Source organism: Methanococcus voltae, assembly GCF_024807655.1.
In the GTDB taxonomy this organism is placed as follows: Archaea; AGJL01; Methanococci; order Methanococcales; family Methanococcaceae; genus Methanococcus; species Methanococcus voltae_D.
The window spans coordinates 411,443-438,359 of record NZ_JANUCR010000001.1 but is presented as its reverse complement, the minus strand read 5'-3'; the positions used below and the strand labels follow the sequence as shown (position 1 = coordinate 438,359).

Here is a 26,917-nt window from a genome sequence, read left to right as displayed (position 1 = left end):
TGTTTTAGTGGCTTTTTATTAAATATTCAAATTTATATATTATTTTGATGATTTACAATACTTATATAAGGGGTACTATGATAGGAATTGCAACAAAATTAAGCAAATTTAATTACAATATGGATAAATTAATTAACTTAAATAAGTTAATAACAAAGAATTTTGATATGCACGTAATAGATGCTGAGGAACTCCAATTAACTGATGAAAACATCCTGAATCAATTAAATAAGAATTCTCAACTTACGATACAATGTAGGCGGGAGAATGCAGAAGATTTATTAAATCTCTATAGTAGTTATAACTTTCATATATGTTTTGTTTATGGTAATAAAAAATATATGGATAATTCTGAAAAAGATAGGCCTAAATCATCAGTATTGGATATCTTAAACAAAGCAAAAAATTTAGTAAATGAAAATAAAATTTGGATAGGGACAGAAGGTCTTGAAGATTTACTAATAACGACTAATTGTGATATTGATTTGGATAATTTAATAAAATATTATGTATATGGTTGTAAAAAATCAAATGATGAATATAAAAAGTTGTATGACAAAAGAACGGCAGTTTATATTCCTTTTATGAAAAATATTGATAAAAACCTGGTAAATTCTATGGAAAATTATTTAAAAAGAAGAGAAAATTACAATGGTAATTGGGAAAATTATCTTTTAAATATAACTAATGATTTTGAAAATATAAATAAAGATTTAATAGATGATTATGTTCATAAAAATAAAGAAAATAAAGATTTTTCAGTTATCGGTTATCCAATTAATCAAGATTACAGTATTGAAAATTTAAATTTATTTAAACGATATTTTAAAAATTAAAAATTAAAAATTAAAAAAAATGAAAATTTAGATGTTATTTAGAACATATGGATTCCATAAATCTTTCTTTAATTATAACTGGGTCTAATTCAATATTTTTAACTTTTTCATTATGTGGACGGGTTTTTATGACTAAAACTTTTGTTTCTTTTTCATTCATAAGGGCTGAAAGTGTTTTTCTAATTTCTTTTTCTTTTACGAGCGTTTCAGCATCAATTTTGCAACCTTTAGCCACCATTTCTAAATCTGTGCTTATACACTGTGTTGATTGATTGCCCGTAGAGCCATATGCACAATTATCTATAATTATTAAAAGCATATTTTTAGGCTTTGTATATCCAATGGTGGATAAAGAACCCATATTCATTAAAACTGAGCCATCTCCATCTATTATAATTGTTTTTTTATCATTTTTATGTGCTTTTCCCAATGCTACCCCAAGTCCGATTGAAGAAGCTAAACCCATAGAACCAAGCATATAAAAGTTTTCTTTCCTGTCTTTGACGTCATATAATTCTTTGCTCGGTATCCCTATGTTTGATATTATGTATTCATCACTTGTATATTCCATTAAAATTTTTAAGACTTGATATCTTGTTAACATACTATCACTTTTCAATGCACTTGGTACTGATAAATTGTATAATTCGTATAATATATATTAATTAATAATCCTTATTATATTATTTATAATTTTGAGTTTTATCTATTTTTCAATTCCTTTACAATTATATTATCTTTTTATCTTTTTATCTTTTTTATCATTATCTTTATCTTTATTTTTTAATATTTTTCGACTAATTCTTTTAAGTTTAGCGTGCCATTATGCAACGAAGTGCCGATTAAAATCCCTGAAACACCTAAAAATTTACATTTACTAATGTCATCAATATTTTTAACGCCTCCTCCAACATAGACGGGATTTTTAACGTTTTGAATGATTTTCTTAATCAAAGGATAATTTAAACCTTGTAATGTACCCACAGAAGATATGTCTAATATAATAATTGGAATTTTCGAATTTTCGTTGAGTTTTTTAATTAATTCTTCAAAACTGTACCCTTTACTGAGTAATTCTCCGTTTTTAAAATCTAAACTTAATATTACATCTGTTTTATTCACAAGTTCTAAATCCACAAGTGTTTCCGTACCAATAATTAATTTAGTGTTTTTTAAATCAAAAGATTTATAATATTCGTAATCAAATATTGTAGATATTCCAAAATCCACGATTTTTTCAGATTCTATTTTTTCAATAATTTTTAAATTTTTTTCACCATCAATCTGTGAAAATTTTGAATTTTCTTTATTATTTTTAACATTTTTAGCAATTATTGCGTTTAAGTCTGCTATATATATTTTTTTGACACCAAAATTTGTATATGCATTTGCTAACGCTACTGGGTCGCTTGATTCACAAATAACTGATTTAACAGGATTATACGATTCCCTATTTCCACTTTTTCCGTGAACCGCATTTTTTTCTAAGACATCTAAAACAGGAATTATTTCCAAAAAGACCACCTAATATTAATTAATATTATTTTATATTGGATATTTTAGATACTATTCTATTATTCTATTATTTTATACATTATATAATTTAATATATATAAATTAAAAATTGATATTAAATTGATATTAAATGCTTAAAAAAAGTTTGATATATCTTAGATATGCAATAAAAAATTATAAAAAAATATTTTTTATTAAAGGGTCCAAAAGGTTCCCCTTTAACAAATAATTGAGTTTAATTCTTCAAGACGTATTTTGTAAGTATAAAAGGGGAATTTTATAACTTACATATTTTTAATATTTAATATTTAATATTTTTATTTACTACTCATTTATTTTTTTATTCCATTTTTTCAACTTCTTTCAATAATTTACCGATAATTTCAGCATCTGAAAGTAAGCCTTCTGGAACATCTACAACTTTTCTAAGTTCGATTGGTACTCCATCCATCCTATATGCAGTACCTGCAACTTCGACACCTGTAAGTGCAGTAGGCATAACGATGTTAGCTAACTCACTTGTAGGTGTTTGGTGTGGGTCAATACATACTAATGGAATTTTAACCATATGTTGTAGAGCTTTTTGAGGGAAGTGTGCACCAGGGTCTGAAGCAATGTTTAGCATCATATCTGTTTCTCCCCTCTGTAATAAATCATTTGAAGCAGTTTCTCCAGGATTGTATCTTGGATAGCCTCTTGAAAAGTCTACACCGTATGGATAACCAGTTATCCACGTGCTAACTTGGTTAAATCCGTTTACGTTATAATGACCTCTCATAGGCATTAAACTAAATTTGGTATGTGCATTCAAATCAACGATTAACTGGATAGCATTATCGATGATTCTGTGCTTTCCTCTACTCATTGTTATACCCATTGAGAAGAATAATGTACCAAATTGGGTATTTTTACAAATATCCATAGCTTCATAAACTGTTTCTGTAGGAATTCCCGCTACATAATCAGCTTCAATTTTGAAACCTTTTAAAGCTGCCCTCATAGCACTTACGAGTTCATAATCTTTATGGGGTTCAACCTGAAGGTGAATATCTGCTAATTTTGCAGTATCTGTTTTTCTTGGGTCGACAACAATCATTTGTCTGTCTTTTCTCCCTCTTTCACGGAAGAACCCTCTTGCAAATACTGAGTACCTACTCATATGTCTTGGGTGAGCGTGCATTGGATTGCTACCCCAGAATAGAACTGTATCAGCTCTGTTTTTAGTTTCCCCTAATGTGGCTACTGGATAGCCTACGTCTTGTACTGCCAATAGTGAAGGTCCGTGTCATACACTCGCTGTATTGTCTAATACACCGTGAACCTTTTCACCTAATAATACACCTAATTGTTGAGCATGACATTCTGCTGAACTCCATCCGTATATCAACGGAAGTTTTGATTCTACAAGAAGTCTTGCGGTTTCTTCGATAGCTGTTTCGTAGTCTACTTTCTTAAAATCGTCCTTTTTATTTTCTCTCATTAAAGGACTATCGTATCTTACAGAACCTTCATAATGCATAAATTTAGCATTTCCAATCCTACAAGCGTTTCTTGTACCTACAATATGGCCGTCTTCCACAAGAACTTCGATATCATCACATAGAGTTCCACAAAATGGACATACTACGTTTTTAACCACTTTTACCATTTTATTCACCCCTAAGGGATACCAGATTTACGGTAATTATATATTATATAATATAGTATGTTTAATATTTAATTTGAATTCATTTAATTGATATTTAATGAAATAATTAATTTAAATATGTATAAGGTCAAAAATACATATTTAAAACATTTTTTTTAAATATTTAACCGTTATATTAAATATTTAAATGATTCAGGGTTATTTTAGTTGATATGTTAAATTATCTTATTTAATTGATAATATTTAGTTAATTATTGTAATCCTAAAGCATTTCTTTTAGCTTTAGCACAAGCTTCTATACACTTTAAACAAAGGATACAGTATCCTTCAAGTGGTTTTTTCTCATCGCCTGTAAGTTTCAATGTATTTTGTGGACATACGTCTACACATTCACCGCATTGATTACATAATGCAGGGCTAAATTCAATCCTATTGTATTCTTTACCTTCGTGAGTAATTTTACCCATTTTCAAAGCACCAGTAGGACACTTCATAACACAAGCACCACATCTGATACACATTCTAAATTCTGGGTCTTTATCTGTTTTAGTTCTTGAAGGTAATTCAAGTCCTTTCTGATTAACTAAGTTAATTGCATTAGTAGGACATTTTATAGCACAAGGTCCGCAGTAATTACATTTGTCTTCGTACCATACCAAACCTTCTTCTGTAACTGGTTTAGCACTTCCATATTCTACTTCTAATGAAATAGCATCTACTGGACAATTTTGTTCACATAAATGACATGCAGGACAAGCTTCTGGCAATTTTACGATTAAATCTTCTGCGTTGTATGTAATCATATCACCAGGACATACTTCAACACATTTTTCACAACCGATACATTCTTCGGTAACAGTGAATGATTTAATTTCTTTTTGTCTTTTTGAAGGTTTTTTGCCTGCTACATATATGGCGTTCCATGGACATGTTTGTGCACATACAGTACAGTATATACATTTGTCAGTGTCAATTACAGCAAGTTCATTTTCGATAGAAATAGCATCTACTGGACAAACTGGAACACACTCTGAACAACCTACACAAGCATCTGTTACTTTGATAGGTTCTTGAGGTATTGCGATTTCCTTTTCAGGTTTATCAATTTTTCCAGGGATTGAAATTATATCGATAGGACAAGCATCAACACATTTTTCACAAAGTACACAGTGTCCTTTTGAGTATGGGAATCTATCATCAACTTTTTTAATGCCTGTTGGACAAGCAGTTGCACAGTTTCCACATTTTAAACACTTGCTACTGTTGTATATCAATTTACCATTGTTTTCTACTAACGCCCCTGTTGGACATGCACTTGCGCACGAAAAGCACAAATTACAGGTCTTAAATGGGGCAATTTCTATTGCCTCGGTTGGACATGCTTTTGCACAAGCATTACAAACAAGACACGCATCTTCTTGAATTTTAATTCCAGCCATTTGATACCCCTTTTAAATTTTTAATAATATGGGGCCTTCTGATGAAGGTTTTTAAGTGAATATTAAAATAACCACGATTTTACAATACTTTGGTCATTTTAATCATAATTGATAATTATAATAGACAATTACAATTTAAATATGTATTTTATTTATTATAAATATTTGTTAAATTTAGCTAAATATTTGGTTAGTTTAGTAAATTTTTTATTTGTTGTTATATTCATTTTTATATTCAAATATAACTTAATATCTCATCAATATCAAATCTGATAATTAGTTTAATACTTAAAAAATTATCTTAAATTATTATAATTATCAGAATATTAATTAAATATAACCTTTTAAATTTAAAACTTTATATTTAACATCTTTGATAGATATTTAATATTTTAATAATCTTGTTTTTAACAATTATTACAACTATTTTAAAAAATTAAAAAATTGTGAAATAATTTTTTACCTCCCAATGGGTTCGGTTAAAAAATTATTCTTCATTTACAATTTCAAATACAACGTTTCCTTCAGCATCTTCCACAATCATATGCGCAGCACATGAATATCAAGGGTCGTATGCTCTTAATACAATTTCTATTAAATTTAATTTTGTTTCATCCACCATATTACCACCAGAGGCTTAATTGTCTTTGAAAAGCACTTCTGCGGCTTGTTGGATAGCTTTTTCCATTGTAGGTACGTTGTGCGTGGTAGCAACAATCATATTCGCCTTAGTTACAATACCGTTATCATCGGTTTCGTAATTATGGAATAATGTACCTCTTGGAGCATATACAACACCAACGCCATTTCCAGCTTTTGGTTCAACTTCTGCTTTAACGTCTGTTGAAACAATTTCTGGGTCTTCAAGAAGTTCTTTTGCTCTTTCGCAAGCTGAAAGTAATTCGATTAATCTTGCTTGGTTGTATGCTATTGATTGATTTGCTGGTCTTCCAAATGTCTCTGCGAATTCTTTTCTTGCCTCTTCTGCGAGAGGTGTAGGCATTGAATCACAAGCATTTATCATAGCCAAAGGACCTACTCTGTATAATCCTTCTGGATAGCCAACTTTTTTGTTGTAGGGGTATTTTACATAATTGTGTTCTACGACGTGCTCTGCAAGATAGTCTAAGTAGTCAGCAGGTTTGAAATCAATTTTTTCAGAACCGTCTGGTGAAACAAATCTTAAAGTGTCTCCGTAGAAGTTATGTTTACCGTCTTTAACTAAACCCAAATACCAGGTATCAATTACACCTAATGTGTTAATTGTATCCAAGTATTTTTCATTGAGTGATTTCATTAAATCGAGTCCATCTTGACCGTATTGAATCATTGTATCGATTTCAGCCAAAAGTTCGTCTCTTTTTTCTTCACTTAATGATTTTGATAAACCGCCTGGAATGGCAGTTACCGGGTGTATAGCTTTACCACCAGTAGCTTCAACCATTGATTGACCTACTCTTCTGAGTGCGATAGCTTTTTTAGCTACTTCTGGAGCCGCATCAATTACTCCAATAACGTTTCTAATTGCAGGGTCTGCATCTGGTCCAAGAACAAAATCTGGAGCTGCAAGATAATAGAAGTGTAATGCGTGGCTATGAATCATATTACCAATATGCATTAATTCTCTCTGTTTTTCCGCAGCGCTTGGAATTTGTGCGCCCCATGCAGCATCAACAGCTTTAACACTTGCTAAGTGGTGAGCTGTTTGGCAGATACCGCATATTCTTGGGACTATTCTTGGTACCTCTTCGGCAGGTCTTCCAATTACAAATTGTTCAAAACCCCTGAGAGCAGTAATATGTAATTTTACATCAGTTGGTTTACCTGAATCATCCAACTTGATGGTAACTTTACCATGCCCTTCAAGACGGGTTAATGGTTCTATTGTAATCTTACCCATAGAGTCACCGTCCTTATTTTAGTCTAAATCAGTCTAATTCTAAATTATTTAATCCTTATTTATGAAATTAAATTACAATTAAATAACTGTAAATTAATAATTTCGATAATGGAATGGTATAATAAATTAATTGAATTTAAATTTATTATTTTCCATTATTTTTGTTTTTTCGAAATCAAAGCTGACGGTAATGTGAATCTGTTGAATAATGCTGATTTATCGGCAATTTTTAAAGATTCATCGCCTGCAGCAGCATATGTATTTGCCAAAGATGAACCTTGGTCAAGTACTTCATCAGTTTTACCATAGCAACCTCTACATGGAACTCCTGCACTTGGGCATAATGCACCGCATCCTGCTCTCGTACCCATTCCTGCACAGGTATAACCTTGTTCAAATAAACATTTATCTGGGTCTGGTTTACCTTCAAAAGTTCTTTTGAATTTTTCAGGTATAACATTTTCTTTTGTTCTCGGACATTCATCACAAACAATCTTTTTAGGTAATTCTGGTTCCCTACCTTCTAATAATGCTACTATTGCAGCAGCATTAAGAGCTGGTTTTGGAGCACATCCTGGAATTACATATTCAACATCTACGATACTTGGAACAGGCATAACTGAATCAGTTAATGGAGGTACTATCTCATCAGATGGCAATTCTCCAATATTGTCTGTTGTTACAGTTCCGTAAACTGTTTCTTTTAATTGTTCGCTACTGTATAAGTTTCCAAGTCCTGGAATTCCACCGTATACAGCACATGAACCCCAAGCAATCACTACTTTTGATTTTTCTCTGATTTCATGAACTAAATGTTCATCGTGTTCATTTCTTACGCCACCTTCAATAAGAAATACGTCACATTCTGGTATTTCCTTTGCATCAGCAATGATTGGGGCATAAACGATGTCCAAATGTGGAAGAACATCTAATAATTGTTCGTGTAAATCAAGTAGTGATATATGGCATCCTGAACATCCACATAATTGTATTAATCCGAGCCTAACTTTATCTGCCATGTAATCACCTTATAATATTAAAGGTATATTCCCCAACGTGGGGCAGTCGTTTTACAAGTCCATAGGTTTCCTGTAAAACTCATCCTCTTTTTTCTTACTTCTTTACTTATTTTAATGGGTTTGGACCTAATTTTTTAGCTCTGTCAGTCATTTCTTTGACAGCTTCGGTGAATTTTCCTGCGTCTGCTCCACTCATGAAGAACATTTCGATTCTTTCTCCACCGATTCCCATTTCATCGAGAATTTGCTTGGTCATTTTAACCCTTTCTTCCGCTCTGAAGTTACCTGTTTCGAATGCACACTCGTTAGGTTTTCAACCTGCAACAAATACTGCATCAGCACCTTTTTGGAATGCTCTCAATGCGTAGGTAATATCGAATTTACCTGTACATGGAACTCTTATAGGTCTAACGCTTGCTGGGTATTGCATCCTACTGGTACCTGCTAAATCAGCAGCACCATAACCTCATTGATAGCAAATGAATGCCATAATTATAGGTTCGGCCATTGTTATCCCTTCCTATATTTTATTTTTATAGAATATTGATTATTCAGTAATATTATTGATTAATATTAATTAATATTACTTTATTTTGAATTACATACATTTTTCATTAATATTTAATAATATCGTTTAAAATATTATTAAATATTAAATAAGATATTAATTAAAGATATTTTTAAATAAATTTAATTAATTATTCGTTATTAATCATTTTAGCTGCATCTAACATTCCGTCAATTGAATCTAAGATTTGTGAGTCTCTGTAGTATCTTAACTGCATAGCACCACTTGGACATGCACCTGCACATGCTCCACAACCTTTACATGCAACATCGTCTGTTATAGCCACTAAATGACCTTCTTTTTCCTCGTATGTAATTGCATTATATGGGCACATTATTGCACATACTTTACATCCACCACATACATCTTCGTCAACAGTTGCTCTAATCATTTCAATTTTGAAGCTACCTTGTGACATCGGGATAGCCACAGCACTTGCAGCACCTTTTGCTTGTGCTACTGTGTCAGGAATATCCTTAGGTCCTTGTGCAACTCCGGCAATTGCGATACCGTCAACTTTTGTGTTAACTGGAGCTAACTTAGGGTGTGATTCTTTAAAGAACCCTTCAGGTCCTACATCAACGCCCATCATTTTAGCTAAGTCTTTTGTTTCCTTTTTACCTACTAAACCAGCTGATAATACAACTAAGTCAGCGTCAATCTCTAAGATTTCGCCTAATAACGTATCTTCAACTCTAACGGTTAAGTTTTTAGTTTCAGGGTCTTCAATAACAGTTGCAGGTCTTCCTCTAATGAATCTAACACCGAACTGTTCTTGTGCTCTTTTATAGTATTCTTCATAGCCTTTACCAAATGCTCTTATATCCATGTAGCAAATGTACACTTCTGCATTAGGGTCGTGCATTTTCATTAATTGAGCGTTTTTGAGTGCGAACATACAGCATACTCTTGAACAGTATGGGTTGCCCACTTTCTCGTCTCTTGAACCAACACACTGAACAAATACAGTTCTGTGAGGGTGTTTACCATCACTTGGTCTGATTTCATGACCGCCGGTAGGACCAGCTGGGTTTATCATCCTTTCAATTTCTAAGGTTGTGATAACGTTGTCATAAACTCCATAACCGTATTCTTCTTTTTGTGTAGCATCAAATTCATCGTACCCTGTAGCTGTGATAATTGTACCAACCTTAATTTCTACTTCTTCAGGTTTTTGGTCATATCTTACAGCTTTTGCAGCACATACTTTTGAACAAAGTTCACAGTTAATACAGTGTTCCATGTCAATTGTATATACTAAAGGTACAGCTTGTGGGAATGGTACGTATATCGCTTTTCTGGTACCTAAACCTAAATCAAATTCGTTAGGTATCTCTATAGGACATACTGCAGCACAAGCACCGCAACCGGTACAGGTAATTTCGTCAATGTATCTTGCTTTTTTCTCAAGTTTTACATTGAAGTTACCAATGTATCCATCAATATCTTTAACTTCTGTGTAAGTCAATAATTCCACGTTAGGGTGGTTAGCCACCGAAACCATTTTCGGTGCGAGAATTCACATTGCGCAGTCATCGGTTGGGAAAGTTTTAGCTAATTGTGCCATTCTTCCGCCGATTGACTCGTCTTTGTCTACAAGATATACTTTAAAGCCTTGGTCAGCAAGGTCCAATGCAGATTGGATACCTGCAATACCTGCACCTATTACCATACAGCTCTTGTCTACATCCACAACTTTTTGAGGTACGTCCTCAAGTCTTTTAGCTCTCGCAATACCTGCTGCAATTAATTCTTTAGCTTTATCTGTTGCAGCTTTTACGTCATTCATATGAACGAAAGCATCGTGCTCTCTTATGTTCACAAACTCTAAATAATATGGGGATATGCCTGCTTCTGATAAACAAGCTCTAAACGTAGGTTCGTGGATTTTAGGAGTACATGCTGCTACCACAATTCTGTCCAACCCGTGCTCTTTAATAGCATCTTTAATAAGATTTTGACCAGGGTCAGCACACATGAAAGGGTAGGTGTCAGCAACTACAACTCCATCGAGTTTAGAAACAAAGTCCTTAACTGCTTCACAATCCACTGCACCGTTGATATTAGAACCACAGTAACAAACGAAAACCCCCACTTTGGGGTCACTCATGGATTCACCTCCACATTAAACAAATAATAATGTATGTGCAAATATGTATACATTTATAATACACTCACATTATTATATAAGGATATACTCTTAATTTTCTTAATGGGTGTTATTAGTTATTATAAAATAAAATAGTTTTTTAAAAAATGTTCTTTTAATTTAATTATGGTTAAATATTATTGAAATGTTAAAATAGCGTCTTTATAATTTTATTTTTAATAATTACAACTAATTATATTTTTAATCAAATATATATACATTATTTTTTAAATTTGATAATATGATTTTAAAAAATGTTAATAGTAAATTGATTATCTAAATACATAATGTGATATTAAAATGATTAATATTCTTGGTGATAGTTAATTATCTTTATAAATATGTCTTTCATACTATCATAGATATATTAAGATTTGATATTGTAAATGTTAGTATATTTAGTTAGTATATTTAGTTAGTATATTTAGTTAGTATATTTAGTTAGTATATAAACTAAATTTATATATGTACATTCATAGTAAATTATATATACGAGTAATTAATACTAATGTTATGCACGGTGCGGGATAGTAGTGATATTTTTAACCCCCTCATACCCCCTCATCACTACTGATAACACCGTGTGGGAGATATTTTTATCTCCTATCCCATTCCCACCCCTCATATTAATAAAAGCTATTTTTAGGGAAGTTTTATTTTAAGTTAATTTACAAATCATTAAATTGTATATATAATTGCGTATTTTATACAAATTTATATAATACGAGTTTTAAATCAAAGATTTTTAATATTATTTTTAATATTATTACGTTTAACAATTTTAAAATATGCTATAACTTATAAATTATAGGTTATAACTTATAAGATGCATATGTTAAATTATTAGAACTATCTATCTATCTATCTATCTATCTATATAATTATATTATAATCCAAATATATTCGAGGAATAATATGAAAACTAATGATATACATATTATGGAAGCTTTAGGAAATGCAAAAATCACCGTAATAAATGGAAAGGTCATATCTATTAGTAAACCAGAAATAAAAACTTGCCCTCTGTTTTTAAAACATAGAAATATAGTAGAATTGAATGAAGAAACAATTAAGAAAAATATTGAATTTAGGATACAAAGCTTTGGTTTATTTACAAAAGACCGAGTAATTGAAGAAAAAGAGCAATTTGTTAGTTTTGGAACTTCTGAAATATTTATGACTGCGCTGGGTAAAAAAATGTTAGACGCGGTGGTAATCGTTAGTGATTGTACGGGGACCTTAATAACTCCAAATCCTTATTTAGTTCAAGGTTTATGTGGCAGAATATCTGGAATTGTACAAACTACTCCTATAAAAGAAGTAATCGAAAGGGTAAATATTGCAAATCCAAATGGTGCTATTTTGGATGAAAAAACTGCAGAAATTGACCAGGTAAAAGGTGTTTTAAAGGCAATTGAAATGGGTTTTAAGAAAATTGGCGTTTCAGTGGCATATCCTGAACAATTAAATGAACTAAGGCAAATAGAAAAAGACTATAATTTAAAGCATAATGATAAAGAACCTGTAAAAATATGTATTTTTGGAGTACATACTACAGGAGTAGATTTCTATAAGTATAAAGATGAAATTCCAGAATATGACTTAATTGCAAGTTGTGCATCAAAGAGTCTTTATAATTTATTGAAAAATGATGAAGATTTGAAAAAAGTTTTAAAAGTACAGGCTGGAAAAAGCGTACCTATTTATGCACTATCTAATTGGGGAAGGGATTTGTTGTTAGAACGTTTTAAAGAGTTAAATAAACCAATATATATAATTACTAACGAAAATTTACCCGAAATTAAAGAAATGCCTCAATAATATGAATTAATAAACTTACTAAACTTAATAAAAATTATTTTTTATTTATTTTTTATTTATTTTTAAATATCATATTTTATCGTATATATTATATTATATTATATTATATTTTATATCAAATTAGCATATATTTTTAATAATCTATTCCATACGATAGTTTTTAATTTTAGATATGTTATAATTTATTATCAAAAGTTTAATTTTATTTAATTTGGTGAGATAATGTTAATCGTGTTAAAACTTGGCGGTAGTATTTTGTGTGATAAAAATATCCCTTATTCTGTAAAATGGGATAATTTATCAACAATATGTAAAGAAATAAAACAGTTTTTTGATGAAAAACAATTGCATTCAAAAGGCTCTGAAAAGCCAAAATTGATTATAATACATGGTGGTGGTTCATTTGGGCACCCTGTTGCAAAAAAACATATTATAAAAGACGAAAACGGTAATTCTAAGTTTATAAATATGGAAACAGGCTATTGGGAAATTCAAAAGGCAATGCGTAAGTTTAATGATATTATAATTTCTGAATTGCAAAATTATGGCATATCTGCTGTTTCAATTCAACCATCATCATTTATAATGTTTAAAAAAGAAGGTTTACATTTTGATTTAGAAGTAGTTAAAAGAATGCTCGAAAAAGACCTCGTACCTGTAATACACGGAGATATCGTTTTAGATGAATTAAATGAATATAAAATATTTTCTGGAGACCACGCACTACCCTATTTGTCAATTGAGCTTAAACCTGATTTAAGTTTACATGCTTCCGATGTAAATGGTGTTTGGGATGAGAATAAACATATAATAGAACTTATTTCAAGTAATAATATAGAAAATGTAAAAAAAGCTTTATCTTCATCTTCAAAAGAGGATGTGACGGGTGGGATGTACTTAAAAGTAATGGAATGTTTTAATTCGGGTGTTAAATCCATTATTTTTAATGGAAATACTGCTGGAAATATTTACAAAGCGATGAGTAATAACGTAGATGGAACTATAATCGAAAAATAATTTTGAAAATAACTATAATATATAATATTCATTTTAAATTTATTTTAAAAAAACGGCATAGGGGGGGAATCGAACCCCGAATTCCCATGGAACTCGACGGATCTGAAGTCCGCCCTGAACTACCAAGTCCAGCACCCCGTGCCACGACTACTCTTTTATATTGTTTAGAAGTACTATAAAAAGGTTATTAAAAAAATTTGTTAATTAATTATTACATCTTTTTGAATTGCCGATATATATTAAATCACTTAATATTGCAGAAGAGGTTTCTATATCCCCGGCACCTCGACCTACGACTACAACATCTTTTGCTAAATCTGTATCGAACATAGCAACGTTTAATGAACCTTTAACGTTCATGGGGTGGTCAATTGGTACTAACTTAGGGCAAACTTCTAATTTTTTATTTGAAACTTCGCCAATTAATTTTATGGTTGTACCACTTTTGTTAGCCATTTTAAGAGCTTCAGGTGTAATTTTTGTAATACCCTCAAGTTTTACGTCTTTTATAGTGTAATTTTTACCTAAAAGTGTATTTGCAAGGATAACCATTTTAGCCGCAGTATCCAATCCACTTACATCTTGATGAGGATTTGTTTCTGCAATACCTAACTCTTGAGCTTCTTTTAAAACAGTATTAAAGTCTAATCCTTCTTTTTCCATTTTGGTCAATATATAGTTAGTTGTACCATTTAATATTCCCTTAATGTTTTTAATACTATTGCCTGCAAGACTTTCTCTTGCTAAATTAATAACTGGCATGGCACCACCTACGGAAGCCTCATATCTAAACATTACATTGTTTTTTTCAGCACTATTCATTAATTCAGCAAATGCTACTGCTAAAGCACCTTTATTAGCAGAAACAACGTGTTTTTTAGTTTCAAAAGCTTTCAAAGTGTATGATTTTGCAGGTTCTCCGGTTTCTATGTTTGTAGGGGTTACTTCAATTACAACATCGGCATCTAGTGTTTCAATTACTTCAAGTATGCTTTTTTGAACGCCAAATTCGTGATTAACTATTTTTCCAGTTTCTTCTTTGGTTTTTATTATTGAAAGGGGGTTAATACCATTTTCGTTTACTGTAGCACCACTACTATCACAAGCAGCAACAACACTTATCTTAAATCCATAATTTTTAAATAAGTCATTGTTTTTGGTATTTATTACCTTTAAAACACCTTTTCCAATAACTCCCAAGCCAACTAAAATTACTTTAAGTTCGTTAAAGTCGTTATTTTTACTAAGACTCTTTTCACACATAATTTACCTCTATTAGTAAATATCCGATAATTATAGCATTTTAAATTTGATTATTCTTTATTTTTTAATCTTATTTTTAATCTTATTTTTTATCTTTTATTTATTTAATTTATTTTATCTTTAAGCATATGTTCCTTATTTATCAGTTTTTATCAGTTATTTTTATTTTAACAGGATTTTACAAATAGTAAATCTTTTTCTTTTGAAATTGTATCAAATTCTTCATATAATTCATCTATCTTTTCTATATCAACAATTATTCTCATTCTCGCAGATGATTCTACATTAGGAGAAGGCATTGACAAATCTAAATCAAGTACTAAACCTATCTCGTTTATTCTGTCTATAGTATCTCTAACGTCTGTATCTACAACGTGCCCGATAAGTACGACATCTAAATCTAATTTTCTTCTTTTTTCGTTTATTTTAGCAACAATTACATCTATACTTTCTAATTTCTTAATAATGGATGATAATTCGTCATCGTCAATTTTGTCAATTACCACTTTTACAGGCAATCTGCCATCTTCAGTTCTTTCTTCCCGCATATGAATAACGCTTATAATATTTCCTTTTGCAGAAGATATGGGTTCAAGAGCTTTTAATAATTCACCAGGTGAATCTTTCAATTCTAAATCAAGAAATATCATATTTTATTACCACCATACTTTTTTAATTCCTAATTTATACGCAATAATATTTGATAATAAATGAATAATTGGTGAGAGTATAATCAATAGTATTGCCATATCATAAGAAACAGGCAAATATAAATAACCAAATATTAGGGCAAATACTATAAATGTTAATTGGTCCCATAAAGGTGCAGAACCGCCCTGTGATATATTAACTCTCCTTTTCACAAAGCTTCCAAATAAATCGCCAAATAAAGCGCCCGTGGATAAAAAGAGACCTAATACAATATATTGTAATAATCCGAAATCTAATATCATCCAGCTAGAGTTAAAATAATTACCAATAAAATACTGGATTATTGAAGCTACAACTCCGCAAAGTATTCCTGAGAGTGTTCCTTTTATTGTGACGCCATTCCCAATTAATCGATGACCGTCAATGAACTTTTTGCCCCCATCTATTGGAGTTCCCCCTCCAAAAACACAGGCTGTAGCATTTGCGATATAAGCAGGTATTATATACCATACCGAGCTCAATAATAAAAATATATAGTAGTCCATAAAATCCCTCTAAATGTAAGACTATGATTATTATTGTATATCACTATTTAAATTTACCGAATAGTGCCATAATCTAAAAACTGTTTAATATAAGATTTTTAAATATTTTAATCTTATATTTGACTAAATAACTAAAAAAATAAATTAAAAATGATGGTCTAAAAATAGCGTATTTTCATTTTAAAATTGTTGAAAAAATTATTTTATTAATGCTATAAATTTAATAATTCCGTATAGATATAATCTAAAAAAATAAACTAAAAAAATAAAATTAAACATTAATATATTTAATATTGGCATTTAATGGGTAATCTATTTGTTAATATTATTTTAATCTTTTTTCTCTTTTACGATTTTTTCAATTATCGTATTTGACGGAACTGCCATAATCTTAGTTTCGCAAAGTCTTACTATTTTACCATTATTTTTTAATTTATTTTTTAAATCAGTAAGTACTTTAGCGTAATCATCATCAATATCTCTTTCAAGGTCGATAGTGTTTGCAATTACCAAATAACCAGCTTCTACTAAAACTGAAATTTCCGTGGAATCTTTAAAATCTTCGAGTTCACAAACTTTTATTTTTACTAACTCGTTTCCTTCATACGTTTTAACTGGTAATTCGATATATTCCTCAATTGGTACAGGACTACTTGGTTTTAAGGTTTCTGTTGATGATATCATTTTTTTTATTTTTTTAAACATTTTAGGACACCTATCTCTTCAGTATGGTTATTATCACGTTTATTAGTTCATTAATACCTTCATATGACATTGCAGATGTGAAATAAACTTTATTATTAAGTCTTTCCTCAATAGCTTCATTTAAGGAGTTTCTTTCAGAAGGGGTTAATAAATCACATTTATTTACAATAACGATTATGGGTTTTTGGTACCTATATTTTAGCAAATGGTGTAATTTTTCAAAGCTTTTAAAAAGACCTTCTTTCGCATCAATGACGTGTATAATCATATCTGAGCTATCTATCTCTTCAAAAGTTTTTTCTAAAACATTACCGACCATTACAACAGACTTATCTTCGCCAGAGTATAATCCCCCCAAATCAGCAAAGGTTATATCTGCAAATTCTGGATTCTGTTTTAATCTACCTATTTTTAACTTTCCCCAAAATTTTTTAACAGGTTTTTTTGTAGTACCGCCCACTTCAGAAACTTCTGAAATACTTTTTCCAAATATTTTATTGATAATAGATGACTTTCCCGAATTTTCCGGTCCCATCATTGCTATTTTATACTTTTTAATATTGTTATTCATTTTTTTCACTATTTTGATATATATTATATCTATATAGTTAATTATGATAGTTATACGGTTATATAATTTACGATATTACATAATTAATATAATATATATTATCATATAATTTATACTATTCGATATATACATAAAACTATTTTTTAAAGTTTAAACATTGTAAATATATTAAATATATAAATATATAAATAGAATTGATAAATAATACTATATAATTAATATTAATAATTTATGATATGATTTTTAGTATTTTATCGAAATAATATCAAAAAATAGAATGGAATACTAAAAATAAAGATAATATTAAAAATAAAAAAAGTTTATTTTAATTTAACAAATGTATTTAATGTATCATTAGTTAGAATGTACCTACTTTTCCTTCAATGATACTATCGGTAACTGATTGTACATTATCAAGCCATTTCTGAGCTACTTTTTCAATTTCAACGTTTAAACCTTCAACTGTAAAGCCTTCTGCAGGTATAATTTCAATGCTTAACATTTTAGGTTCGTTGATTGGTTTACCAATCTGACTTAATATTCTGATTTGGCATTCTTGAACGCCTTCGATTTTAGCAACATCTTCCGCAATAATGTTTGATAAAATGTTGTAGATTTTACCAATGTGGTTTATTGGGTTTTTACCGCTTGTAGCTTCCATACTCATAGGTCTAAATGGTGTAATCAATCCGTTTGCTCTGTTTCCCCTACCTACTGAACCATCATCACCCATTTCTGCTGATGTACCTGTAACAGTTAAGAAAATACAATCTTTGTCATCGTCTGCTGTGTTTATACATACTTCAACTTCAAAGTCTCCAGCGTATTTTTTAGCGTTTTCTTCAACTTTTTGTTTTGCAATTTCTTTAACTTTAATATAGTCATCGCATGAATTAATGTATCTATCTACAGCACCCATCGCAATTGTCAAAATTACCTTTTTATCTTCTCTTAATCCCATAACTTTAATGTCTTCTCCAATTGCAGGAACTTCTGATTTCATAGCATCTGAATTTAATAATCGTTCTGTTTCGAGTACTAATTTTTCAGTAATACTCAATGGAGCGTGCCCTACACCAAATGATGTATCGTTAGCGTGAGGTATTGCATTTCTTTCCCTGTCAAATACTTCTACTAAATCAACTGAACCTTGCCCGATTCTACAATCTACGATTATATCTCTTTCTAAGTCTGCGTTTCTGATTGTTTTCTTTAAATATTCTCTTGCAGCGTTTACTGCTGTTGAATTCACTGGTAATTTAGTAATTTCTCCAGTTTCTCTGTTTAATACTTCCATTGTAGCCCTACCGGATAATAATACGTAGATAGGGGTTATCATTTCTCCACCACCAAGTTTAGGGTAAGCGTACCCACCAACTAATTCAACCTGGTCTGTGTTGTGGTGTAATACTACACCTAAATGTTCTTTGTACATTTTGCACAAAGCAACGCTAACGCTTTCTGCAATACCATCGCAAATACTGTCCGGGTGGCCAATACCTTTTCTTTCTACAATTTCAATAGGGGTTTCATTTATTGGAGCTCTTTCTAATTTTTTAACAACTATGTTTGACATTTTATCACCATTTATTGATACGGAGTGATGTAAATTGTTATACTACAGGGTTTGTACAATCCAGTCCTGTATATCATTTTTACTATAAAAATAATCTATTTTTTAACATTGAAAATTATAGACTATTAAAAATACTGTTTTTAAACTTTTAATAGTATATTCTATTTTTATATATATTATTTGTTATTTTATTAAATTGTTAAAATATTCAATACATACTATACTTAAAAGTATATATACTAAACACATTAAAATTGTGAAAAATTATTGAAAATATGATTTCAAATCTTCAAAAGTTTTAAAACTAAGTTAAAATTTAAAATTTAAAATTATCCTAAAATAGAGTATAGTAAATTATTAAGTTTATTGTATTATATTATAAATTATAGGTTATAAGTTATAAGTTATAAGTTATAAGTTATAATTTATTTACAATTTTCGGTATGTTTTTTCAAGTATTCTTAATTTTTTAACTATTTCTATGGAGTTTTGACCTAATATCCATATTGTAGGCTCTATTTGATGACCACCTTTATGATATATCATATCTAATGTGAAATCATAACCTTCCTTAAATTTAATAAAATTGTGTATTATTTCATTTTTGCAGTATTCACAGTTATTACATTTTCGATACTCTTCGGGGCTTATTTTAGTGCATTCATCCTCAATTTCTACATCCAGTTTGTTTTTTTCAACATTAATCTCTTCAGAACTGTTAATCAATGTTTCATTAATTATTTTTTCGTTATGTAAAAAATGTCCTGATTTATCCAATAAATTTTTAGTTAATATGTTAGATATATTGTCAACTTCTTCTTTTATTTTATTTATTTTATTTATTTTTAAATCTTCTTCATCAATTTTTAAATTATCCACGTTTTCTTCAGCATTTCTAAAACTATTTTCTAAGTTATGCATATGGTCTTTTTCCATAAACTGCTTATATTTATCCAATAAATGACTTTTAAATGCATTATCTATCCCAAAACCAACTTTTCTAATATTGTCAAGTTTTTTCGTATCAAAATGACCAATACAAAATATTCCATCGTCTTTAAGTTTTTCCATAAGTTTTTCATTGAATCTAACGCCCATCGAAGACCTTATTTTTGGGTCATATTTATTGGCGGTTAGTATCACATCGCTTAATATTTTAGATGCTCCGAACTTAAATTCGCCTGCTCTATGATATCCTCCAGTATGCTTATCTTTTATAATTCTACCAGATAATGCACAAACATCATACCTATTTTTTGGTAATATTGTGCATTCTGCAATATTTGACCCTACATCAGGAATTAGGGTATATTTAATATTGTTTAGCAAAAATAAGGAATATTCAAGATTTTTATATATCGTTTTTTCGTTAATAAATATGGGATTTGTATTATATCCGTATCTTGTTTTTTTTGCGTAAATTACAGAGCCAAGTACCAATTTTTTTGCATTTTTAATAGCACTGATTATGGGCATACGAGTGGAGAAACCTGCAATGGCGGAGGCAAAAACACAACCTGTACCGTGAACTTCCCTATTTATTTTTTTACCGTTAAATATAGCTATTTTAGTTCCAGAATACTTTTGTAATGTATCATTAATCCCAGTAACTAATACACTTAGTTCTTTTAAATTTTCATCGTAATATTTTTCTTTTTTTAATTTATTGTACATAAAATGTTTTATAAATTTAAATTCTTCATAATTAGGAGTTATTAGATAACATTTACTAAATAACTCCACGTATAAATCCAAAGTTTCTTTATCGGTTAATAATTGACCTGTAGTTGATTTTATTATGGGGTCGCATATTATTTTGAAATCATAGTCTTTATGGTATTCTAAAATTAACTCGATTGCATGTTTTGATAATACTCCTGTTTTTACCCATTTTATATTAAAATCTTCGAAAACAGCTTGAAATTGTTCTTCAAGTATTTCCTTAGATATTTCTTCTTTAGAGTATACTTTATTATTATTTTGAGGTACAAGTGAGGTTATAATGGTTAATGGATTATTGCCCGTTTCTTTAATGGTTTTAGCATCAGCAATTACTCCAGCACCACCTGTAGGGTCATATCCCCCTATTGCAAGCACATTTTTCATGTAGGCACCTCAAATATGTAGGGTAGTTAGTAAGTTATTATCGATTAAATAATTTATTTGTTTATCAACGTTTATACAGTTTTTTATAATATTATGGATATACTCATATAAAATTTTATTTAATTATGTTTTTATAATGTAGACTTAATTACGAGAAATGTTGTTATATAATCATATATTCCGATAAATTAATTTATTAAATATGCTCTAAAAAAAGAATAAATAAGATATTAATGTTATGGGAGTTATAAGGTATTATAAAAGTTATAACAATGTTATAAAACTTAAAATTAGTATTTAAAATGATTATTTTTAAATATAGTTTATTTATAAATTTAATTCCGTATATTCTCGCTTTATGGAAGGCACTTCAGAAATACAATCTGTTTTTATATTATTTAGTATAAAACCATCCATATCTTGCAAGTAAACTAATAAACAGCCTTTAATGGTAATATTTACGTTTGGAGCTTCTTTTTTCATATTATTTACAAGTACTAGTAAATCTTTAACATATCCTATTTCATCGATATTTGTTATTTTTTCAATTTCAGAAGCATTTGATTTATGAACTATAAGTTGATGAACCATTATTTCCTGAACACCAATGTTATCCATTTCTTTTGCAAGATTTATTAATTCTTCTTCGTTATATTTTGGTATGTATATGCTCCTAACGATTGTATGGAAATTTTCCGCACATAATTTTATATTTTTAACTACCGTACTGTAATTATCACATTGAGATAGTTCGAAATGTTTTTCCGGGTTTTTAGAGTCGGAACTAAGGCTAATCATTATCATATCCAACCCAAGTTCTTTTAATTCTTTAATAAGTTCTTTATTTAACAAAGAACCGTTAGTCTGTAAATCGCACCTTTTATTGTTGGATTTTACATATTCAACAGCTTTTTTAACTTTTTCAGGGTATGTTAAAGGTTCACCATATTGACTTATTGTAATTGCGCTATTTTCGTCTATATTTCCGTATAAACCCGCTTTGACTTTGGAAAGTTTAGAATAACAGAATATACAGTTATGATTGCATTTTTGAGTTATTTCAATAGATGGGTGGTGATGGGGGTCTTTATTATTTAAATCAAGACCTTCACAGCCTATACAATGCTTAGTTATTTTTAAGTCCTTTACTATGTCTTCTAATTTTCCACAAATGTCATTTCTAAGTACTATTTTCATAATATCACATAATAATTTCTAAATTACACGGTTGAATGTACATTTATATACAGTTATATACAGTTATATACATTTTATTTTTTAAATTTTTAAATTGTTGGTATCTTATAAGTAAATTTAAATCATAATCTTAAAATACAATAAAACTGATATTTAATAACACATATGTGCATATTATCCGAAATATCTTTAAATTAATACGGACTGTAGATTATAACACTTTAAAAAGAGTATCTAAAATGTTAGATTATTGAATAATTCAATAGTTTAAATTTATCGTATATTAAATTATTCTAAATCTACATAATTCTAAATGATATTTTAATTATACTTATACTTTTAATACCAAGTATATCGTTAATTGAATATTTAATAATTTTGTACGATAAAAATCAAAAATGTTATATATCTAATTGAATATATTTATTATATACCTAATGATTAACTGTCTAATTAATATGTAATATATAATAAATACTATGCAAAATATAATTAACTATACAAATGCTAAATTAATCAAACTATCAAGTGGTGATTATATGGATATTACAGAAATGGGGGACAAACTTCAAGATTTATTAAGTTTAAAGTACCCTGCAGTAGCTGTTAAATTAGTTAAAAGCAAAGAAGAAATCCCTGAAGGCTATGAAGAAGTTGAATCAGAAGCAAGACACTGTGAATTAGTTCAAACATCAAGAAAAGAAGGTAAAAAGTACTACGCACCTGTAGAAAAGCAAATGTGTAAAGGTGGCGCATATGCTATGGGAATTTTACAAAATCCTCCTAAAGCACTCGAAACAGGAGTTTTATACCATAAGTTAGGAAACTTTGAAACTGAGGAAGCAGCAATAAAAACCATAAACGCAATACCTAAAGTGAAAGAGCCAATGTTTGCCGCAGTTTACTCGCCAGTAAATAGCGTAGATTTTGAACCTGACGCAATAATCGTATTATGTACTCCAAAACAAGCATTAAGATTAACACAGGCAATAAACTATGTAGAAGGCGGAAGGTTTGAAGCAGACTTTTCAGGTATCCAATCTTTATGTGCAGATGCCGTAGCAGCTGTTAAAATGAGGGGAAAGGCAAACGCTACCTTAGCATGCAACGGTTCAAGAAAATACGGAGAAATTGAAGCAGATGAGTTAATATTTTCATTCCCTCCAAAAGACTTAGAAAATGTTATAAAAGCTTTAGAACACTTTAAAGAAATTTGGGGTTAATTACTTTTATTTATTTAATGATATGTTAAACATTCCTTTTAATTTTTTTCTATTTTTTTTAACTAAATTGATTATGTATTTGTAATCTTAATAAACAACTTTTATATTTTTGAAATTAAATAATATAGTATATATAATCTGTAAATACATAATGAATAATGTAAGGAATTATAAATGAATATACCTATTAATTTAAACAGAATATGTATATATCCCAAGTGGAAAAATGTCGTATCCTGTTCGTATGTATCAAATTATCAGGTTTAAGGTGAACGTATGGTGAAGGTAGAAGTTTTTTCATCCCCAAGTTGCCCACACTGTCCAGCAGCTAAAAGAGTAGTTGAACAAGTCGTTAAAGAAATGAGCGATATAGAAGTAATACACATAAACGTAATGGAACACCCTGAAAAAGCGATAGAATTAGGAATTATGGCAGTTCCTGCAATTGCAATTGATGGAGATGTCGTATTTGTGGGTGCACCTGCTGAAGAAGATTTTAAGAATAAATTGCTTGAGAAAATCAATGCGATTGAATAATAATACATAAATTAGTAAGTAAATAAGTAAATAAGTAAATAAGTAAATATTTAAAAAAATATTATTATTTATAATTAATTCTTTTTAATTATCTTTATTTATTTTTTAGTATTCTTTTTTTAATTATTTACAGAATTTTAAAGTACTTTTTTCAATGAATTTTCCACAAATTTCTTCCGGTTTTCCTTCTGAATCAATAGTACCATTATCAATAAGGATTGCCCTATCGCTTATTTCATTAACAAAGTCTATATGGTGGCTAATTAATATAATTGTAGTGTCATACATATCATTTATCTTTTTTAAGTAGTTTGAAACGTCTCTCAACGTAATAGGGTCTAAATCTCCAAATGGTTCATCTAATAATAATATTTCCGGTTGATTAACTAATTGGAGTGCAATGGCAACCCTTACCCTTTGACCGCCACTTAATTCATTAGGATGTTTGTTCAATATTTCAGAATCTAAATCCAAAGCATTCATTAATTCATCATATGAGTATAAATCTTCTCCAGACGGGTTAAACAAAGCTAATAGTAGCTGTTGAGATATGCCCAATTTTTCAAGTTTGTTATTTCTTTCAGTATCTGGTAAGTCTAAAAGTTGATAAAGGGCGTCCACAACTGTTTCAGGAATATCAAACGTTTTTGCTTTTTCTTTTGCATCTAATAAAACCTTGGCACTTTTAATTGTTCTTCTATATTTTAATAATTCACGAACTGTTGAATAATGAGCCAATGAAAATTCTTGGTGCATAATACCCATTTTTGAACGTAAATTCATTCTTTCCCAACCAAAATGGGATAAGTCTATACCATTTAATATTACTTTTCCAGAATCAGGTAATTCTAAACCGCCAAGTATTCTCAATAAAACTGATTTTCCAGTACCACTTGCTCCAAGTATTGATACTATTTCTCCTTTTTTTACTTCAAAAGATATATCTTTTAAATTTAACGTTTCTCCGCCATTTATTACGAAATACCTTTTTGAAACATCTTTTACTTGATAAATTACGTCTTTTTTAGAATCTATGGTATTTTTTCTTATATATTCTTCGTTCATATCCTTTAAAAATTCATTAACAATTTCTTCAGGCTTTCCTTTTGATTTAATTTCCCCATTTTCTAATATTATACATTCATCACATAGGTATTTGTGTATTTCGGGTAAATGGGATGATATAATCACAGTAATGTTCAATTTTTTTCTTACATTGTTTATGATTTCTAATATCATCTTTTGAGATGCGGGGCAAGACATTGTGACCGGTTCATCTAATAATAAAACTCCTTCGCCTTTTTCATATATCTTAGCAAGTTGTCTACCCATTATTAAACGTTGTTTTTCTCCACCGCTCAAAATGTTTGAAAAGGTGTTTGCTTTATGTTCTAAACCAACTAATTTAAGAATTTCCATGGCATCTTTGGTATATTCTGGCATATCTTCCTCAATAGGCAAGCTTTCATCAGATTGGTCTCTTATTGCGTGTAATTTTCTTATAATATTATTTATGGCAGGTTCTGCCCATAATGCGAAGTTTCTTTGCAAGTGTATTGCAGTTATATCTCTTAAATTTTCTTTTTTTCCGAAAACTTCAATACTTCCTTCGTTAAATTTTTCAGAACCCCTTAATATCCTAATTAGTGTGGTTTTTCCAGCACCAGATTTTCCTATAATTCCAAGGACTTTTTTAGGTTCTACTTCAAAACTAACGTTTTTTAATGCTATTTTTCCATCATCATATCTTTTTGTTAGATTTTTAACTACAATACTCATTTTAACACCAAAGTTATTAATTATCCCTTATTTTATCAAATTTTTTAAACGTATCATATTATTGGTTCTATTATAATTTTATATCATATTACGTTTATTTCATATTTATATTTCATAGTTATAAATTCAGTTAATCTATTTACTTTATTTACTTTATTTTGGTGTCGATTAATTCTTAATTAATAATTCTATTGGTCTATAAATAATTTTAATATCGATATTATAATATATTTAAACGTATCATATTGTAGAAATAGTACAAATACCATAATCTTTATATAGATATTTTTAAAGATATTTATCATTAATTATAATGACAGTTTCACAAGTTATTTTAAAAATTATAAAAAATAACTAAAAACTGTTTAAGTGTAATTTATGAATTAATAAAGATTTATAAAATTAAAAAAGGATTATATAACCACTATAAAATATAATGCAGGTGTTATTGTGGAATTACAGATGGCTTCATTTATTACTGCAGGTCTTTTGATTGTAATAGGAATTTACGGCATGTTTTTTGTCGATAATGTAATTAAAAAAATAATGGCACTTTCGGCAATTGGCGGAGGCGTAAATTTAATTTTAATTGCAATAGGGTATACTCAAGGAATAGTGCCTATTAAGACTTTGGAAGTTTCTATGCCGATTTTTTCCACTACAAGTGCTTATCCATTGCCTCAAGCTTTGGTACTTACTAATATAGTAATTGAAGCATCTATGTTGGCAATAATGCTCGGAATTGCAATAGTTTTATTTAAAAAATATGGTACTTTAAAATCGTCAATACTTTTAAAAAAGACTGATTAAATTAAAAAATAACTAAAATATTAATTAAAATAACAACTAACT

Annotated in this window: 24 protein-coding genes and 1 tRNA gene; 6 read left to right on the top strand and 19 right to left on the bottom strand. The window is 29.3% G+C overall.

Translation table 11 applies throughout. From position 1 onward, the window contains the following. The first annotated feature begins 77 nt into the window (after positions 1–77). Positions 78–836 carry a hypothetical protein gene (locus J3E06_RS02040; RefSeq protein WP_013180657.1) on the top strand — a complete coding sequence of 253 codons (759 nt, stop codon included), beginning with the start codon at positions 78–80 and terminating at the stop codon, positions 834–836. A gap of 34 nt (positions 837–870) precedes the next feature. Here the strand turns inward: J3E06_RS02040 and comE are convergent, their stop codons facing one another. The 9 genes from comE to J3E06_RS01995 all read right to left on the bottom strand — a co-directional run bounded on the left by comE (position 871) and on the right by J3E06_RS01995 (position 11,035). Continuing rightward, positions 871–1,440, bottom strand: a complete 570-nt coding sequence (comE, locus tag J3E06_RS02035; RefSeq protein ID WP_013180656.1) for a sulfopyruvate decarboxylase subunit beta — start codon at positions 1,438–1,440, stop codon at positions 871–873. A 179-nt stretch (positions 1,441–1,619) separates the two neighbouring features. Then, positions 1,620–2,360: a HisA/HisF family protein gene (locus tag J3E06_RS02030; protein ID WP_326480560.1), complete on the bottom strand. Its 741-nt coding sequence runs from the start codon at positions 2,358–2,360 to the stop codon at positions 1,620–1,622. 331 nt (positions 2,361–2,691) lie between these two features. Continuing rightward, positions 2,692–3,999 (bottom strand): formylmethanofuran dehydrogenase subunit B, encoded by a 1,308-nt coding sequence (locus J3E06_RS02025; RefSeq protein ID WP_013180654.1) that lies wholly within the window; start codon positions 3,997–3,999, stop codon positions 2,692–2,694. A gap of 251 nt (positions 4,000–4,250) precedes the next feature. After that, positions 4,251–5,438: a F420-non-reducing hydrogenase associated-polyferredoxin VhuB gene (gene vhuB / locus J3E06_RS02020; protein ID WP_013180653.1), complete on the bottom strand. Its 1,188-nt coding sequence runs from the start codon at positions 5,436–5,438 to the stop codon at positions 4,251–4,253. Between the two features lie 487 nt (positions 5,439–5,925). Then, the gene (gene vhuU, locus J3E06_RS02015; RefSeq protein ID WP_013180652.1) at positions 5,926–6,060 is read right to left on the bottom strand and encodes a F420-non-reducing hydrogenase selenoprotein subunit VhuU; all 135 of its coding nucleotides are present in this window, start codon (positions 6,058–6,060) and stop codon (positions 5,926–5,928) included. A 15-nt stretch (positions 6,061–6,075) separates the two neighbouring features. Continuing rightward, on the bottom strand, positions 6,076–7,338 hold the full coding sequence (gene vhuA, locus J3E06_RS02010; protein WP_013180651.1) for a F420-non-reducing hydrogenase Vhu subunit A: 1,263 nt from the start codon (positions 7,336–7,338) through the stop codon (positions 6,076–6,078). Between the two features lie 155 nt (positions 7,339–7,493). After that, entirely contained in the window at positions 7,494–8,357 is an 864-nt protein-coding gene (gene vhuG, locus J3E06_RS02005) for a F420-non-reducing hydrogenase subunit VhuG (RefSeq protein ID WP_013180650.1), read from the bottom strand. 106 nt (positions 8,358–8,463) lie between these two features. Continuing rightward, positions 8,464–8,865: a F420-non-reducing hydrogenase iron-sulfur subunit VhuD gene (gene vhuD / locus J3E06_RS02000; protein ID WP_259163680.1), complete on the bottom strand. Its 402-nt coding sequence runs from the start codon at positions 8,863–8,865 to the stop codon at positions 8,464–8,466. Positions 8,866–9,055: 190 nt separating this feature from the next. Next, positions 9,056–11,035, bottom strand: a complete 1,980-nt coding sequence (locus tag J3E06_RS01995; RefSeq protein ID WP_013180648.1) for a 4Fe-4S binding protein — start codon at positions 11,033–11,035, stop codon at positions 9,056–9,058. A 954-nt stretch (positions 11,036–11,989) separates the two neighbouring features. On the opposite strand from J3E06_RS01995, the gene J3E06_RS01990 reads away from it, so the two are divergent. Further along, complete coding sequence (locus tag J3E06_RS01990; protein ID WP_013180647.1) at positions 11,990–12,895, top strand: methanogenesis marker 8 protein; 906 nt, start codon at positions 11,990–11,992, stop codon at positions 12,893–12,895. A 222-nt stretch (positions 12,896–13,117) separates the two neighbouring features. Beyond that, the gene (locus J3E06_RS01985) at positions 13,118–13,912 is read left to right on the top strand and encodes an isopentenyl phosphate kinase (RefSeq protein ID WP_013180646.1); all 795 of its coding nucleotides are present in this window, start codon (positions 13,118–13,120) and stop codon (positions 13,910–13,912) included. Positions 13,913–13,965: 53 nt separating this feature from the next. Here J3E06_RS01985 and J3E06_RS01980 read toward each other — a convergent pair. From J3E06_RS01980 to J3E06_RS01940, 9 genes are all read right to left on the bottom strand, one after another. Then, positions 13,966–14,055: transfer RNA gene (locus tag J3E06_RS01980), tRNA-Sec, on the bottom strand. A 61-nt stretch (positions 14,056–14,116) separates the two neighbouring features. After that, positions 14,117–15,175 carry a homoserine dehydrogenase gene (locus J3E06_RS01975; protein WP_013180645.1) on the bottom strand — a complete coding sequence of 353 codons (1,059 nt, stop codon included), beginning with the start codon at positions 15,173–15,175 and terminating at the stop codon, positions 14,117–14,119. Positions 15,176–15,342: 167 nt separating this feature from the next. Then, positions 15,343–15,825 (bottom strand): hypothetical protein, encoded by a 483-nt coding sequence (locus J3E06_RS01970; RefSeq protein ID WP_013180644.1) that lies wholly within the window; start codon positions 15,823–15,825, stop codon positions 15,343–15,345. 6 nt (positions 15,826–15,831) lie between these two features. Next, the gene (locus J3E06_RS01965; RefSeq protein ID WP_013180643.1) at positions 15,832–16,371 is read right to left on the bottom strand and encodes a CDP-2,3-bis-(O-geranylgeranyl)-sn-glycerol synthase; all 540 of its coding nucleotides are present in this window, start codon (positions 16,369–16,371) and stop codon (positions 15,832–15,834) included. Positions 16,372–16,701: 330 nt separating this feature from the next. After that, on the bottom strand, positions 16,702–17,076 hold the full coding sequence (gene sepF / locus J3E06_RS01960) for a cell division protein SepF (protein WP_013180642.1): 375 nt from the start codon (positions 17,074–17,076) through the stop codon (positions 16,702–16,704). Positions 17,077–17,086: 10 nt separating this feature from the next. Continuing rightward, a complete protein-coding gene (locus J3E06_RS01955) occupies positions 17,087–17,647 on the bottom strand; it encodes an Era-like GTP-binding protein (protein ID WP_013180641.1) in 561 nt (186 codons plus the stop codon). A 358-nt stretch (positions 17,648–18,005) separates the two neighbouring features. Continuing rightward, positions 18,006–19,223 (bottom strand): methionine adenosyltransferase, encoded by a 1,218-nt coding sequence (locus tag J3E06_RS01950; protein ID WP_013180640.1) that lies wholly within the window; start codon positions 19,221–19,223, stop codon positions 18,006–18,008. 429 nt (positions 19,224–19,652) lie between these two features. Next, positions 19,653–21,329: a bifunctional hydroxymethylpyrimidine kinase/phosphomethylpyrimidine kinase gene (locus J3E06_RS01945; protein WP_013180639.1), complete on the bottom strand. Its 1,677-nt coding sequence runs from the start codon at positions 21,327–21,329 to the stop codon at positions 19,653–19,655. A gap of 327 nt (positions 21,330–21,656) precedes the next feature. After that, a complete protein-coding gene (locus tag J3E06_RS01940; RefSeq protein WP_013180638.1) occupies positions 21,657–22,526 on the bottom strand; it encodes a radical SAM protein in 870 nt (289 codons plus the stop codon). Between the two features lie 539 nt (positions 22,527–23,065). Between J3E06_RS01940 and J3E06_RS01935 the strand changes: the two genes are divergently transcribed. Both J3E06_RS01935 and J3E06_RS01930 read left to right on the top strand, forming a co-directional pair. Beyond that, the gene (locus J3E06_RS01935; RefSeq protein WP_048187198.1) at positions 23,066–23,749 is read left to right on the top strand and encodes a DUF169 domain-containing protein; all 684 of its coding nucleotides are present in this window, start codon (positions 23,066–23,068) and stop codon (positions 23,747–23,749) included. Positions 23,750–24,025: 276 nt separating this feature from the next. Then, complete coding sequence (locus J3E06_RS01930) at positions 24,026–24,286, top strand: MJ0307 family thioredoxin (RefSeq protein ID WP_013180636.1); 261 nt, start codon at positions 24,026–24,028, stop codon at positions 24,284–24,286. 123 nt (positions 24,287–24,409) lie between these two features. Here the strand turns inward: J3E06_RS01930 and J3E06_RS01925 are convergent, their stop codons facing one another. Further along, positions 24,410–26,065 (bottom strand): ATP-binding cassette domain-containing protein, encoded by a 1,656-nt coding sequence (locus J3E06_RS01925; RefSeq protein WP_013180635.1) that lies wholly within the window; start codon positions 26,063–26,065, stop codon positions 24,410–24,412. Positions 26,066–26,515: 450 nt separating this feature from the next. Here J3E06_RS01925 and J3E06_RS01920 point away from each other — a divergent pair, with 450 nt between their 5' ends. Then, on the top strand, positions 26,516–26,875 hold the full coding sequence (locus tag J3E06_RS01920; RefSeq protein WP_048187196.1) for a cation:proton antiporter subunit C: 360 nt from the start codon (positions 26,516–26,518) through the stop codon (positions 26,873–26,875). Positions 26,876–26,917: the final 42 nt, after the last annotated feature.